This is a genomic window from Clostridium sp. (assembly GCF_036660475.1).
In the GTDB taxonomy this organism is placed as follows: domain Bacteria; phylum Bacillota; class Clostridia; order Clostridiales; family Clostridiaceae; genus Clostridium_J.
Map to the genome: position 1 here is coordinate 53,802 of NZ_JAVXAO010000011.1, position 14,896 is coordinate 68,697.

A 14,896-nucleotide genomic window follows, 5' to 3' on the forward strand; every position below is an offset into this window, starting at 1 on the left:
AGTTATTTTATTTACACTTGAATCATATCATAGTAATTTTTGTATGTAAACATTAATCTTTACATTGCATTGGTTGTTTATTGTGTATCTTAGAATAAAATCTACTTTTTATTTAGGATTTGTTATGCCTGGATCTATTATATCTCTGAAACTTTCTAAATCAGAACCCATTGATAACAGTCTTATACTATTATTGCTAATAAATTTATTTTCACTTTGTAAAACTTTATTCGTTGAATATAACCCTACCATTAGACATATAGCCACTAAAATTGATAATGATATTGTTTTTTTCCTCATTTTAAATCTCTCCTTTTTTACATAAACACTAAATATTACATAAATTTATAACATTTATGTAATATTTAGTGTTTACATTTTAAACATACCCTATTGTTATTTTTCTGTAAAGGTTTTGTTTTACTTTTTTTATTTCAAATGGTATAATAATTATATTAATACAGTATTAATGTATAAAAGTTCATTTTACTTCTCTCTATCTATTATCTAGCAGAGGTGAAAATCCTAGATAGTTTCTAACATTCAGCTAAAGTTTTATATTCCACTTAAGTAAGTTATGTTTGAATATGAGAAATACTTGATACATAAAGATTTTTAACATTAAATGCTAATAAGGAGATTGATAATATGGAAATTTTATCACCAGGTCAAAAAATTCGAAGGATTAGAAAAGAGTTCAAAATTAATCAAAAGGAAATCGCAGGAGGCGACATAACCCGTGAGCTCATAAGCATAATTGAAAATGACAGATCTAACCTTACACCAACGGTGGCACATATAATTGCAGATAACATAAATGGAATATGCAAAGAAAGAGGAATAGACTTTACTTTAAATGCAGAGTACTTACTAGAGGATATAAACTCTCAAACTAGCAAAATTGCTAGCCAATATATAGATTTTTTATCTATGAATGAAGATAATATTTCAAAGGATTTTACTAAAGATATAGAAGAAATCGAAGTGTTTTTAATTAAATATGATGTTCCAGAAAAGAAAATGATTATATATGAAAAGATAGGAGATATCCTGAGAAAACAAAAAAATTATAACGGGAGTTATGTTTACTATATAAAGGCTTTTGAAAACCATAATAGGCTATTTAATGATATTAGACTGTTTAAACTTCTTCAAAAGTTAGGAAATGTATGCTTGTGGTTATGTAAATATAAGGAGGCTATGGATTTTAATAATTTAGCTCTAGTATACAACGACACCATACCTGAAGATTTAAAATATAAGGCTCTCCATAATAACATACTTGCCCATATGCATCTAAAAGAATATAATAAAGCATTAATTGAACTTGAACACATCGAAAAAACTCTAAAAAATCTAACGAAAATAGATATTTTTGAACTTAATGTATTAAGAGTAAATTGCCTTAGATATACCAAATTTTATAGTGATGCCTTTAAGCTAAATGAGTATATGCTTAGTACTTTAGATGATAATGATACTGAAAACATCATACTAATTACAGGAAATATCCTTGATATTTATACTGTGTTAAAGGATACGAAGAATATAAGAGTTTATATCGATAAGTTAATTTACCTAATGAATAATTACAGTGAAGTAGCTGAAAGTTCTTATAGTGCAAATGCTTATAACCAGATAGCTATGTCTAATAATTTAATTAATAATATAGACTTGTCCATTGAATATTATAAAAAATCTATAAAGGTTGCTAAATATCATAAAAGAATATCTATAATAGTTAAATCTCTAACTGAGCTATTGGATATACTTATAAAAGAAGAAATTTTATCTGAAATAAATAGTTTCAAAAATGAACTTCTCGAACTTATCTCATTAAACATTGTTGATGCTAGCATAGTACCAGTATTTAAGCTTTTAGATTTCTATAATGATACTAATGATAAAGAAAGCTTAAGTGATTTATTAAAATTTATATTAGACTCTAAAAAAGAACAATTACACAATTCAAATAACCCTAAAGCATTTTAGGGTTATTTCTTTTTATATAGGATGTGATAGTGATGTAATTCATACTAAGACTTCTTTCTAAATGAATAAACTTTAGAAAAAAATTTTATATTTCATCACACAAATACCTATTTTCTCTAGGAGCCTTAAACCCTGTAACCTCTAAGGGTTTAACCCTCTAAGAACATAAAAACATAAAAACATAAAAACATAAAAAGCTGCCTAACAGATTTTATTCTATTGATTTTTTTTAAAATAAAAGCTACGTAATTTTATTTTTACGTAGCTTTTCATAGATTTTGTTGAAACAATTTTTGCAACATATTCGTAAACAGTTTTTGAAACAAACTTTGTAACACTTTTGTAACATTTATTGTAACTATTTTTGTATCATATTTTTAAACATTTATTGCAACTATTTTCACATCATATTTCTTGTTATATATTGCATCATATTCCTGTTATATCTTGAGTTATGTTTTGTGTATATATTATTTTATATTTTATATTTGAACTAAATATATTTATTCCTTAACTAATCTACTCACAGTTATTTTTAATCTCTGTGATAACCCCAATAATCTCTCTTGCATCATTCATATTGCCTTTAAATAGTGTTACTATGCTGCCAAGACTTCTGAAGCGTTGCTATATTAGCAATAAACTTCAACAATCCTCTTTTCTTTTTCACCTAAAGTAATAACCGTATCCTTCTGATTTCCGACTTCTCCACTGATCTTTCTAAAGTCAAAAATTAGAAGATATCCCCTATCAAGATCATACTGGTCTAGGTATTCTCCTAGCTGGACTAATCCCTTCTGATGATAGGATTCCCCACTCCATCTTTTCAGCTCTAGTATATACATCTTTTTATTATAGGTTATAACAATATCAAATCTTTTCTCATCGCCACCTTGTACCTCTTTAAAGGCAAAGCCTGTTCCATTTATTATAGGACTTATAAATGCTAGAAATAATAGCCTTCCATCTGCTTCAAGAAATGCTTCTCGCTTCTCTGAATACTCATGCTTCATGAACTCAGAGAACTTTATAAGAATTTTTCTTATATTTAAGTTGCCATCCTCCATTATAAATTTTGATTTATAGTTATATTGGGACATAATTGATTTCTTATCTTTTCTTATAACCTTCATCATCATGTGATTATAGAGAAGTTGCTCATAAATTTTATTATCTATCCTACAAAGTCCATCTTCTTCTTTTAAAATACCATATACACTTGCCATATTTATTATAACGTCACTTTTTATATAACTCATAGGTTCACTATCTAATATTATTCTCCTAACAAAGTCATATAGCTCTTCATCATTCTCTATATTTTTTATAAGGCTATCAAAGTTAGTATTGCTCTCCCTTAAGAGCTGTTTTACAGCTAGGTCCATGTACTCTTTTTCCCATACTAATTTATCCTCATCCATTATAGTTTCATCTATGATCTTACAAAGTTTACTCACCAGGAATGGGTATCCAGAGGTATAGAAATAGAGCTTTTCAGCAAAGTATTCCTTATCAAGGGTTACCGCTTTATTTTCTGTGTAATCATCCAGCATTGTCATTATCTCATCCTTTGAGAAACTCATATCCACATTGAAATCAGTGGCTATATTCCAAGGACTATTATACTTCTGCTCCTCATCAGGTCTTAGCTTCACCTTCAGCGTCTTAATGTCATGAACCCCTGCAAGTATAACACTGTGAAAAGTAAAATCTCGTCCTTGATTCCTAAGTAAATACTTATTTCTAAGCATCCCTAGAAAGCTTAAAAATAGCTGGTTGTTACTACTTTTATCAACTTCATCTATGAGTAATACTACTTTTTTATTGGACTTTCTTATAAGTTTTGTGATGAAATAAGACAAGTCATTTAAACTTTCCATATCATCTTTAAAGTTACCTACGAAGTCAGCCAGATCAGGATTATCAAATTCAAGCATATGTTGTAATAATCTTAAGAAGCCTTTACTAAATCTTCCTTCATTCTCAAAAATATAATCCCCTAAACCTTCAAAACTTATGCTTATAGGTAAATAGTCCTCTGATTTTTCCAGTCTATTATTAAGCAAAAATAAAGTAGTGGTTTTACCGTATTGTCTTGGTCTATTTATTATAAAATACTCCTCAGCATTAACTAATTTCATTACTTTTTCTATTTTATTTGAAGTATCTACCATGTAGTGTCTATTTGGAATACATGTTCCAGTTATATTAAACTTCTTCTCCAAAATCTATCACCATCCTATATGTTATTCTATCATATTCAGGACTTATTTAAACATAATCATTGGTGATTATAAGGCTCAAGTCCCAATGTCTTTTCAGCATTAGCTCAAGAGCGAACTCAAAGTAATTTTATTACAATAGTTTAATAATATGGTATAATTAGCTTAAAGATTTTTATCTTACTAAGATAAAATAGAAGGTTATCAGGTCGAGAACTGAACACATGTAGAATACTGCACCTCAAAATTAATTCAATATAGATTGGAGTGATATATCATGCAAAATAGTAAGGTTAAACTAATAAATGTATGTCCAGTTTTTATATCTGAAGATGTAAAAAAAACTGTGGATTTCTATGTTGAAAAACTTGGATTTAAATTTGCAGCACATTATGATAAGATTGATAACTTTGCAACAATATACAGGGATTCTATTGAGTTTGTAATTGTACAATTAAAGTTTGGGCAAATACAATCAAACACTAAAAGATATGGTTCAGGGTATGACGCTTATATTGACACCGATACAGTTAGTGGTGTTGATATTATTTATGAAGAGTTTGTTTCCAAAGGTGTCCACATAGTATCCAATCCCCATAAAACAGATTATGGCAGTTATGAATTTGTTATTGAAGATATTGATGGAAGATTGATTGGGATAGGACTTATTTATAGTAATCAAATATACTTTAAAGACTCAAATTATTTGGATTAATTCATCCTATTCTTATTTAAAATCATAGCAATAATGGACTGACAGTGGATTTTTAGACACAATCTTCTTATAGAACGTACAGAATCCATAAATATGCATAATGCTATTTCTAGGTTTCTTTTAGGATTTATTGTAATTTTTTATGATTAAAACACAAACTGGTTATGCTCTAACACTTAAACACCAAGACACTATAGTACTTTAGTGTCTTGGTGTAAGGTTTCCTTGAGACTACAGTTTAGGAAGTGAAAACTTCCTAATTTTACACCCAGGGTAACTTAGTAAAGGACAAGGAGGTGCAGAGTGATGAAGATAAATATTATACAAGCAGAACCTAAACATCTCATTGATTGTAAAATTTCCTTACAAGAATCAGAATTAGGGCGAGTATATTTCACAGAAGAAAATAAGATTATTAGAGTTTTGAATAATGCAATTTCTAAAAAAGAAATATTTGTTTCTATAGATAAAGAGCATAAATGTATAGGGTTTATATGGTTTACTCTGGATGGTGCATTTAATAAATATCCATATTTGCATATGATAGTTGTTAAAAAAGAGTATCGCAATTATGGTGTTGGAAAATCATTATTGCAATACTTTGAAGAAATTTCAGTTCAAACATCCTCAAAGGTATTTCTTTTAGTTACAGATTTTAATGTTAGAGCCAAAGAGTTATATAGAAAAATTGGATATAACTATATTGGTGTCATCCCAAACTTTTATAAAGATGGTGTTAATGAAAATTTGATGGTGAAAGACATATAGGTGATATTAAGTAATTATGTATATGTTAAAAAGTATTGATTATATATAGGAGGGGTAAACATGGATATAGGACGTATCTTCGTCTGTTTAATAATATTAATATACTTTTTAAGGCTGTTTATAAAAACTAAAAAGAAGTTTTACTTATTTGGTGTATTTATTGCATTTAGTTCAATGATTTCTGGTGGAAAATATAACATATATAGATCTTTTAGTCCTACAATAAGGTTGTTAGTTGATATGATATGTTTAGTCTTGTTTTTGATATTAATTATTTATTGTTTAAAAGGAAAGCAAACTAGTAAGTAGTCTTCTTATAGACTCTACAGAACCCAGAAATATGCATATTGCTATTTCTGGGTTTTTTCAGTTTTCATTATAATTTTTTATAATGAAAACATAAACTAGTCATGCTCTGATACCTTATTATTTTAACTTTATAGTGCTTTAGTATCATGGTACTAATATTACATAGTAAAGAGTAATTCAATAATAGTAATGGCAACCTAATAATAAAATTATTTTAAAACAATTTTTAAATATAATTTTAATGGAAAGTATTGAATGAGAATGTATAAACTTTAGAAAAAATTTTTATATTTCATCACACAAATACCTATTTTCTCTAGGAGCCTCAAACCCTGTAACCTCTAAGGGTTTAACCCTCTAAAAACATAAAAACATAAAAAGCTACCTAACAGGCTTTATTCTATTATTTTTTTAAGAATAAAAGCTACGTAATTTTATTTTTACGTAGCCTCTTATATTATCTTTTTATCCATGATGTATTTAGTTGAATTTTTACTATATTTAGCAAGATCCTTTCACATGTCCCCAGTAGTGAAAATTCTTCTAGAGACAAGGTTTCCCCTGGACTCCAACTTTGCAAGTGCTGTATTCCCCAAATTTACACCACAGGTGCACTCATGAATTACTGAACATCTCGGGATTTAGCATAATTATTTATACTTTTATTTGTCAGTATATTAACCATAAGGAATCCTACAATTAAAAATGCCAATGTATATAATCCGTTTACTGTAAATATTACATTATCATTTAGCTTTACCTTGCAAAATACTACTGCAGCAAAAATAGCAGCATAAACTATAACAAAACTCACCTTAAGTTTTAAGGATGTTTTCCCTGTAAGTTCAAAAGAATTCTTGGTTATATACCATAAGATTCCATAGGCTCCACCTACTATAGCTGCTGTTGACACTAGAAACCCTAAGCTAATAGGCATATCAAAATTCCCCTTAGTAACCATATTTATAATACTTGGTGAAAAAATCATCTCTATTACAAATAAAATAATGATACCCGAAATTATTATATACATACTTTCTAAAATCATATCATACCGTGTTCTTGTACTACCACTCTTCATTAACTCATCACAAAATGACTTATAATCTTCACCTATGATATCACTGAGCTTTTCCCCTCTAATTTGCGCCTCTAAGGCCATCCCAATAAGTTCTTTCCGCATAACCTCAATATCATACTCATGCAAACTTGATGAATGCAAATATACTATTATATCTGTGAGTACTACATTGTCATAGTCTCTTAATTCTTTATCTACCTTATTATTTTCTTTTCTAAGTTTACTTAATGCATTAGACATTTAAACTTCCCCCCCACTTAAAACATTATTAACGGTCTTTGAAATCTTCCACCAATACTCTTCAAATAGTTTCAAGGTTTCTATTCCCTCCGCTGTAATTGTATAATACTTTCTACTTGGCCCTAAGGGTGACTCTTTAAACTCCGATGAAATTAACCCCTTCTTCTCCAGACGTATTAACAGCGGATAGATTGTTCCCTCTTTAATATCCTCAAACCCATATTCTCTGAGCCTCTCCATTATCCCGTAACCATAGGTCACCTCTAAGCTTATAATTTTAAGAATGGATCCCTCTAAAGTTCCTCTCATAAGCTGCGATTTATCAAACATTTACTCACCTACCTTGTTCCACATAGTACCTTGACTACATAGTACCACCAAGTAGTCAGTTTTGTCTAGGTTTTCTTGTGACATTAGAAAGTTTAATCTCAGCCTAATAGCCCACCTTTTCTTTTATATGAAGATTTTCTTATGACATTAGCAATGTTTAATTCATTGGGAGAGGTCGACTATGTGCTTATGCACCAAAAATCCTATTAATTCTAGAAAGTCCAAGTCCCAAGACCTTTCCCTATACCCCTTAGTATAAGTCGAAATGCCTTGGGACTTGAACTTATAAAACCTAAACAAAAATTCTTAGAATTTCAGTTTTTGTTACAAATTTTGCAACAAATTTTGTGTTTATATTTGTATCACTTAATGTATTGTTTTTGAATCATAATTTGTATAATTTTTGTTTCACTATTTGTATTAATATTTGTATTATTTATTGTTTCAACATTTATGTTATTTTTGTATCATTATAAATCCTTTACCATTACCTCTAATCTTTAATTTTTTATTTTCAATTTCTAATTTTCCATGTTTTTATGTTTTTATGTTCTTAGCCCCATGTAGCCTTAGAGCTAACAGGCTTTAAGCCCTCTAGGGAAAACTTGATTTTTGCTGATATTTCTCGATTTTTTTAACTGTAAAAAATCTTATAATTCATTACATTTTTTTCTTTGAATCACACCAATGCAGCAACTTTTAAAATTAAACGAAATAGTATTATTACTTTTTTAAAAAATTATACTAAATAAATAATAATTACTATTATTCTTATCAAAACACTATTATGGTATAATTCTAAAGTATTATTTAGAAATTCCGTAGTGGATGGCTACGTGGGTTTTAAACATTTTATCCCCCTTGGACTATTGATGAATATATCTTTTTCTTCCTTATCTATTAAATATTCTAATTATTAATTATCACCAAGTGGCTCACTAATTTTTACTACTTCACTAATTTCACTATTAACCTCAAGTAATTTGCTGATTTTCACATACATATATAAACCTATTATTATGAAAAGAGCTCCAACTAATTTCCATACATTTATTAGTGAAAAGACTTCAATGAATACTCCACTTAAGAACGATGCTAATGGTGCTGCTGCAAGCATAACCATAGTAGCAACGGAACCTACTCTACCTAAATACTTTTCATCACAAGTCTTCTGTATTTCAGTAAAACTCCATGATCCAATTATGGATGAAATTGCTCCTGTAGAGAAGAACATAACAAACAATATATATTGTGATTTTATATAGCACGAAATGAGTATTACCCCACCCAGTAACACAAGATTATATAGATATGCATTTTTTAGTTTTATATTTTTATTTACTAGGATTGGATAGATTATCCCTCCCACAATACTTCCTATTGTCAATGTTGTCATGAATATTCCCGCCCAAGTAGGACTTAAATTAAATATTTCTTCTACTGCTATTGGCACAAATCGTTCTACTGGTACCAATAACGCACTTAAAATAAGTATTCCTAGAAATAGCACAGGCATTAATTTAGTGGTAAATATATATTTTATTCCATCTTTGAAATCAGATACAATTTCTAATGCTTTTCCTATTTTTCTCTCCTCAGTTTTAGGTAATGTAATTATCAGTACAGCAATTCCTGATAACAAGAAAGTTATACTATCAATCATAAATAATATTTCTTTGTTTAAAAATACAATCAGCACCCCTGCCAATGAATATCCTAATATTCCTGAAATACGTCCAATAACGGTTGCAACTGAATTTATTAAATGTAATTCTTCTTTCTCTACTATTGATACAAATACAATGTTTGAACAAGGCTCAAAGAAACTTTCTGCAATAGATACGAATACTGCCATGCTATAAATGTGCCATAGTTGAATCATTCCAGTGAACATTAGAACTGGTATTAACATAATTGCTCCTGCTCTAACCATTTCAGCAATGAACATTATTCGCTTTTTATTGTATCTGTCAGCTATTACTCCAGCGACTGGACTTATTAAGAAATTTGGTATCATACTAAACAACATAACAGTTCCCATCGCTAGTGCTGATCCTGTAAGATCATATACAAGATACATAAGTGCTAAACTTTCAAGCGAATCTCCAAACCTTGATAGCGACCTCGCTAAAACAAAAATTAAGGCATTCTTATTTTTTAATAACTTTTTCATTTTACCCCACCTTACTTATAGTTTATCGTCAAATAAAGACTTTAAAAATAAATTTTATCATTAAAATAAATTTTATTGATAAACTTTATTTTATTATATCTTCTTTGGAACTTTATGTCAATAAACTTTTAATTAGCAGTTTTACCTTCATATTAGGTTTGGTTTAATAATTTCAATACTTTTATATGTAAGAGCCCATACTCGTGACTTTCACCCGTTAGATTGCGCCCATGGTGGGCGCACTAAAAAAAAGTACTAATCTTAACTGATTAGTACTTTACATAACTAAGAATAAATATATTTTTTTATAACTCAGTGGAGAGATTTAGATTTATGGGTAAAGTAAGCTTTAGTCATATTTTTTAATTGTTAAAAGAGTAAAGCTGAATGGCATTGAATCTTGTTTTTTCTCCTTGCTCTTTATATAATTTATACAAATCTCATGTAGTTCTCTAGTTTCTGCAGGAGTTAAATATACATTGAGCTGACTAAATAATCTTCCAGAATCATCATTAGGATTTGCATTTTTTTTGAAGCTATCAATGCTTTCATAGACCTCTTTCATAATATTACTAAATATATCATCTTGATTATCTTCATATATTTTGCTTCCTGGGGTCTTTACAACATTATCTATATAGAAATTCTCGGCAGTAGGCAAATAATATTTTTCTATAATACCTGACTTTTCTCTTTTTTCCACTATTTCCATTACCTTTATCTTCTCTAAAGCCTTCACGTGGTAGTGAACCTTTGAAGGTACTTCCCCAAGCTTATCTGCCATCTGCTTAATGGTCATAGAAGTATAATTACAATCAAAAAGAGAGAGAATTTTCATTCTGAAATGATTAGAAAATATCCTTATTTCATCTGCTGAGATCAATCTTTTACTTTTTTCCATATATATCACCTTTAGTATTTATTTTATCAATAAAATAAAATTTATTAATAAGTTTTATTTTATTATATGATTAATAAAACTCTATGTCAATAACTCTATTTATAGAAGCATTAATTCTAAAAGCTACTTTACTATTAAAGAGTAATTTAATAGTAATAATGGCAACCTAATAATAAAATTATTTTTAATGGTAATTGTAATAGCGATTATATAATGAGAAGGTATTAACTTTAAGAATTAAATATATTTCTTCTAACTTTATTAAGTATTTATGTAAGCTTACTGTTTAAAATTAAGTCAACAAATCCATTTTTTTCATCTATGATAACCTTGAATATTCTTATATGTTATTTATAGTATCTTACCTTAAATAATAAGCACCTATAATAGTTGTTTTACCACTATTATAGGTGCTTTCAAGGCTTTTACTGCCTATCTTTACAGATTTAGCACGAGTTATTTTTGTTGCCTTATTTGTTACTGTTTTTGTTGCTATTTTTGTAACAAATCTTGTGTTGTTATTTGTGTTATTAACTGTTCAATATTTTGAATCATTTAATGTAATATTTGTGTTTCACTATCCGTGTTAATATTTGTATTATTTATTGTTTCACCATTTGTGTTACCTTTTGTATTATTATAAACCCTTTACCATAACCTCTAATCTTTAATTTTCAATTTCTAATTTCTAATCTTTAATTCTTAATTCTTAATTCTTAATTCTTAATTTTCCATGTTTTTATGTTTTTATGTTTTTAGCCCCATGTAGCCTTAGATCTCACAGGGTTTAAGCCCTCTAGGGAAAACTTGATTTTTACTAATATTTTTCGATTTTTTTAACTGTAAAAAATCTTATAATTCATTACATTTTTAATTATATACATCTTCTCACTATAGTTTTTTCCACTTAGAATTTCTTCCCTTACCTACAACTTCTATCCTTCCTTCAACTTTAAGTTTTTCAAACACCCTATTTATAGTGGCTTCTCCCACATCAGGACATATAGTTCTTATTTCATTCTTAGTAAAATACCCTAACTTGCCTTCTATAGCCATTTCTATTCTTTCACTCTTACTGCCCTTAGTATTTTCAATGCAGCCTACTCTATCCTCTAATTCCTTATATGCTTTTATAATAACTCCAAGAAAATATTCAAGCCATATATATAAATTATTTTTCCCATCATGCCATAACATTGATGATTTATTCAGTGCTTCATAATAAGTTTCTTTGCTATCCTCAGTAATTTTTTCTAAACTAATAAATCTTCCAACCTCAAACCCACTTTGATACAAAAGTAAAAGTGTTAATAATCTAGACATTCTTCCATTTCCATCATTAAAAGGATGGATGCAAAGAAAATCTAATATAAATGCAGCTATTAAAACTAATGGCTCTATCTCTTCTTTTGCAATCTCCTTTCTATATTCCACGCAAAGTCTCTCCATATAGCCTGGAGTACCAAAAGCATCTACAGGCTTAAATCTTATATATTTAGTTCCATTAGGCAATATTTCTTCAATCACATTATCAGTATTTTTATAGTTTCCACCCTTAACTGATGAAAATTTGTATAAATCTCTATGTAATTGTAATAATACAGATGATTTTACAGGTATAGCCTCAAAAGCACTATGAATAGTATTTAATACATCTCTATACCCCGCTATCTCACTTTCACTTCTATCCCTTGGTTCTATTTTGTTATCCATTATTTCATGCAATCTTTTATTTGACGTATAAATACCTTCTATTCTGTTAGATGATTCTACACTTTGTATAATTGCTACATCTTTAAGTGTGCCTAATATTTGAGAGGATTGTTTTTTATATAAATCTTGCTTCCCCTTATATTCATTTATAGTAGTTAACATTCTCACTATACTCATTGGTAATGCTAAGTTGTTCAACTTATTATTTTCAAAAGAAATCATTATATATTCTCCCTCATTCATATTATATTTTTATTATTATCATTTTATCATAAATATACTCATTTGAATTAAAATGATTATATTTTTTCTTAAAATAATATATTATAATAAAATAAACCTTATCATTAAACTATAAAAGATAAGGTTTATTTTTAAAGTAAAATTATTATAAAATTTCACTTTATTAAATTACCACCTGAATTCCTCTTTCACTTAAAACTTATTTACCAGTTTATCATAACATGTTTTGTAATTATAATATTACTTATGATACGGTATTTTCAGACATGAAAATAGCATTAGACAAGTTATATCAATGCCTAATGCTATAAAGTTCACTTATTTATGGTACGGTTCACCGTAAGTATATAAACGGATAACCTAAAAGGAGGTATATTAAATATTTATGCCTCCTATAATTAATTTTGAATTTATATAGAAGCTGTCATTGCTGATGCTGTTCTGAACTTCCAATAAGAAGTCTGTATGCTAATTCTCAAGCTCTTTATAATTTCACGATATTCATTTACTGTATTACTATTAAAACATATTCCACGACCATCATCTATTTCATGAAAATACTTATTATTATCCAAAATACTACACCATTGTATAACAGCCTCAATAAGTTCACATTTCTCTTGATCTAATCCAACATTCTCAAAAATATATTCATATGTTTGTAATTCATTAGATATCCTATATGCGAAATCAACTAAGCAACCATTAATTCGTTGACCACAAGGATCTGTCTGAATAAGAGCTTCCAAACCCATATAATAATTATCCATTAGTTTTTTCGCTTTACTAATATCCTCTATGCTATAAACATCTATGATTTTATTCTTTACATCATTGTATACCTCATCACATCTTGCTATTAATTCTTTATCCCCATATTTAAGCCCTTTAGGATGGTGCGGATTATAACTTCTTACATCTGCATGACATTTAAAACATAATGGTATACAGTTATCTTCTGTATCCTTCCCCCCATCAGCTTTCTGTTTTATATGATGTAATTCCATATAAATTCCTGAATAATTCCCGCAAAGACAGCAATGCCTTTTGCATTTTAGAAGCACATTAGTTCTGACCACATCTGGAAAACTCATTTATAATCCTCCTCAATTCTCCCCTATTCTACACCTTAATTTGTATGATAGAGCATTGTACCCATAATTTTATCTAAATACTTTATAAATTTTTATTGCTTTTTTCACCGTACTTAAAGCATTCTTAAATCCACTAATTGTAATCTGTTCTTTTATAGTTGAATAAGTACCCAATTGCATACTTTTTCCTGTTAATACTTCTAAAACTTTTGAAAACTCTTGATTTTCATAAATATCATTAACTATATTCATCTTTTCCTTTCCTACAACGTCCACATCATTTGCATATGCAGTTCCATCAAAGAACTTAATATCACATAACCAATATGCCTTATCTGTAGAATTGTTAGTGTAAATGGAAGATTTTTTTGTATCTCTACCCTCACCAACTACACTCATATATAAATCATTATTTTGTAAAAAATCAACAAAATCTTTTAATACAACTAATTCTGTTTGATTATTTTTTAATGATGGATAATCATTTAATTTTCTATTGTACCACTCCAAAGGTGTTAAAATTTTACCTGCCATAGAAATACTCCCTTTATGAATTTAAAAGTCTTATAAATCAATCTTTCCCAATAATTTTTTTAATTCATTCAATCTAGATTCTATATGTCTTTGATTTTCCTTTAAAAAGTGTTTTAATTTGTTAAATTCAGACTTATTTATAATTACTTCATTCAATGATGTTATAGATTCTCCATTAACATCATCCATACTATATAGTGAGGTAATCAAAATAGCTAAATCAAGAATTCTGTGAAGTGGTAATTCTTCACTTTGTCTACTCCATTTTCCAGTATCGTCTCCAGTTGTATGCCTCCATACTTTTGCTGCCATTTCAGCATCATTCTACTGAGATTTACCTATTGATAGTGCTTTTGCATCAGTAACGTTAGAGTGCATCCCATCGAACCTATCATAATTATCAACTCCAATTATTGGTTTATGCTGTAAATGTTCAGGAACTCTCATATTTATTACCCATTTCAATTAATTGTTTACTAAAATATTTACTTACTATATTAACAACTATTCTATTAAGTGTTTTAGTAACTGTCAACTATATTTTGGGGAATTATTTAAAATAAAGAAAAGATAGGCTCTAT

At 28.3% G+C, this 14,896-nt stretch carries 13 protein-coding genes and 1 pseudogene; 4 read left to right on the top strand and 10 right to left on the bottom strand.

The features are described 5' to 3' along the window. Positions 1-108: 108 nt before the first annotated feature. Positions 109-300, bottom strand: a complete 192-nt coding sequence (locus RSA29_RS14455) for a hypothetical protein (RefSeq protein WP_346944497.1) — start codon at positions 298-300, stop codon at positions 109-111. A 348-nt stretch (positions 301-648) separates the two neighbouring features. Here RSA29_RS14455 and RSA29_RS14460 point away from each other — a divergent pair, with 348 nt between their 5' ends. Then, positions 649-1,992 (top strand): helix-turn-helix transcriptional regulator, encoded by a 1,344-nt coding sequence (locus tag RSA29_RS14460; RefSeq protein WP_346944498.1) that lies wholly within the window; start codon positions 649-651, stop codon positions 1,990-1,992. Between the two features lie 632 nt (positions 1,993-2,624). On the opposite strand, the gene RSA29_RS14465 is transcribed toward RSA29_RS14460, so the two are convergent. Further along, complete coding sequence (locus tag RSA29_RS14465) at positions 2,625-4,217, bottom strand: AAA-like domain-containing protein (RefSeq protein WP_346944499.1); 1,593 nt, start codon at positions 4,215-4,217, stop codon at positions 2,625-2,627. Between the two features lie 274 nt (positions 4,218-4,491). Here RSA29_RS14465 and RSA29_RS14470 point away from each other — a divergent pair, with 274 nt between their 5' ends. From RSA29_RS14470 to RSA29_RS14480, 3 genes are all read left to right on the top strand, one after another. Then, entirely contained in the window at positions 4,492-4,929 is a 438-nt protein-coding gene (locus tag RSA29_RS14470) for a VOC family protein (RefSeq protein WP_346943955.1), read from the top strand. A gap of 306 nt (positions 4,930-5,235) precedes the next feature. Beyond that, positions 5,236-5,697, top strand: a complete 462-nt coding sequence (locus RSA29_RS14475; RefSeq protein ID WP_346944500.1) for an N-acetyltransferase — start codon at positions 5,236-5,238, stop codon at positions 5,695-5,697. A 60-nt stretch (positions 5,698-5,757) separates the two neighbouring features. Beyond that, positions 5,758-6,006, top strand: coding sequence for a hypothetical protein (locus RSA29_RS14480; RefSeq protein ID WP_346944501.1), 249 nt, complete (start codon positions 5,758-5,760; stop codon positions 6,004-6,006). A 622-nt stretch (positions 6,007-6,628) separates the two neighbouring features. Here RSA29_RS14480 and RSA29_RS14485 read toward each other — a convergent pair. The 8 genes and pseudogenes from RSA29_RS14485 to RSA29_RS14520 form a co-directional block, all read right to left on the bottom strand. Then, a complete protein-coding gene (locus tag RSA29_RS14485; protein ID WP_346944502.1) occupies positions 6,629-7,327 on the bottom strand; it encodes a DUF1048 domain-containing protein in 699 nt (232 codons plus the stop codon). Then, positions 7,328-7,657 carry a PadR family transcriptional regulator gene (locus RSA29_RS14490; protein WP_346944503.1) on the bottom strand — a complete coding sequence of 110 codons (330 nt, stop codon included), beginning with the start codon at positions 7,655-7,657 and terminating at the stop codon, positions 7,328-7,330. 916 nt (positions 7,658-8,573) lie between these two features. Beyond that, positions 8,574-9,830, bottom strand: coding sequence for an MFS transporter (locus RSA29_RS14495; protein ID WP_346944504.1), 1,257 nt, complete (start codon positions 9,828-9,830; stop codon positions 8,574-8,576). A 349-nt stretch (positions 9,831-10,179) separates the two neighbouring features. Further along, entirely contained in the window at positions 10,180-10,731 is a 552-nt protein-coding gene (locus tag RSA29_RS14500; protein WP_346944505.1) for a hypothetical protein, read from the bottom strand. A gap of 891 nt (positions 10,732-11,622) precedes the next feature. Beyond that, on the bottom strand, positions 11,623-12,666 hold the full coding sequence (locus tag RSA29_RS14505; protein WP_346944506.1) for a Fic family protein: 1,044 nt from the start codon (positions 12,664-12,666) through the stop codon (positions 11,623-11,625). Positions 12,667-13,097: 431 nt separating this feature from the next. Then, positions 13,098-13,781 (bottom strand): HNH endonuclease signature motif containing protein, encoded by a 684-nt coding sequence (locus RSA29_RS14510; protein ID WP_346944507.1) that lies wholly within the window; start codon positions 13,779-13,781, stop codon positions 13,098-13,100. Between the two features lie 69 nt (positions 13,782-13,850). Next, positions 13,851-14,315 (bottom strand): hypothetical protein, encoded by a 465-nt coding sequence (locus RSA29_RS14515; protein ID WP_346944508.1) that lies wholly within the window; start codon positions 14,313-14,315, stop codon positions 13,851-13,853. Positions 14,316-14,345: 30 nt separating this feature from the next. Further along, positions 14,346-14,762, bottom strand: a pseudogene (locus RSA29_RS14520) (DUF6530 family protein). Positions 14,763-14,896: the final 134 nt, after the last annotated feature.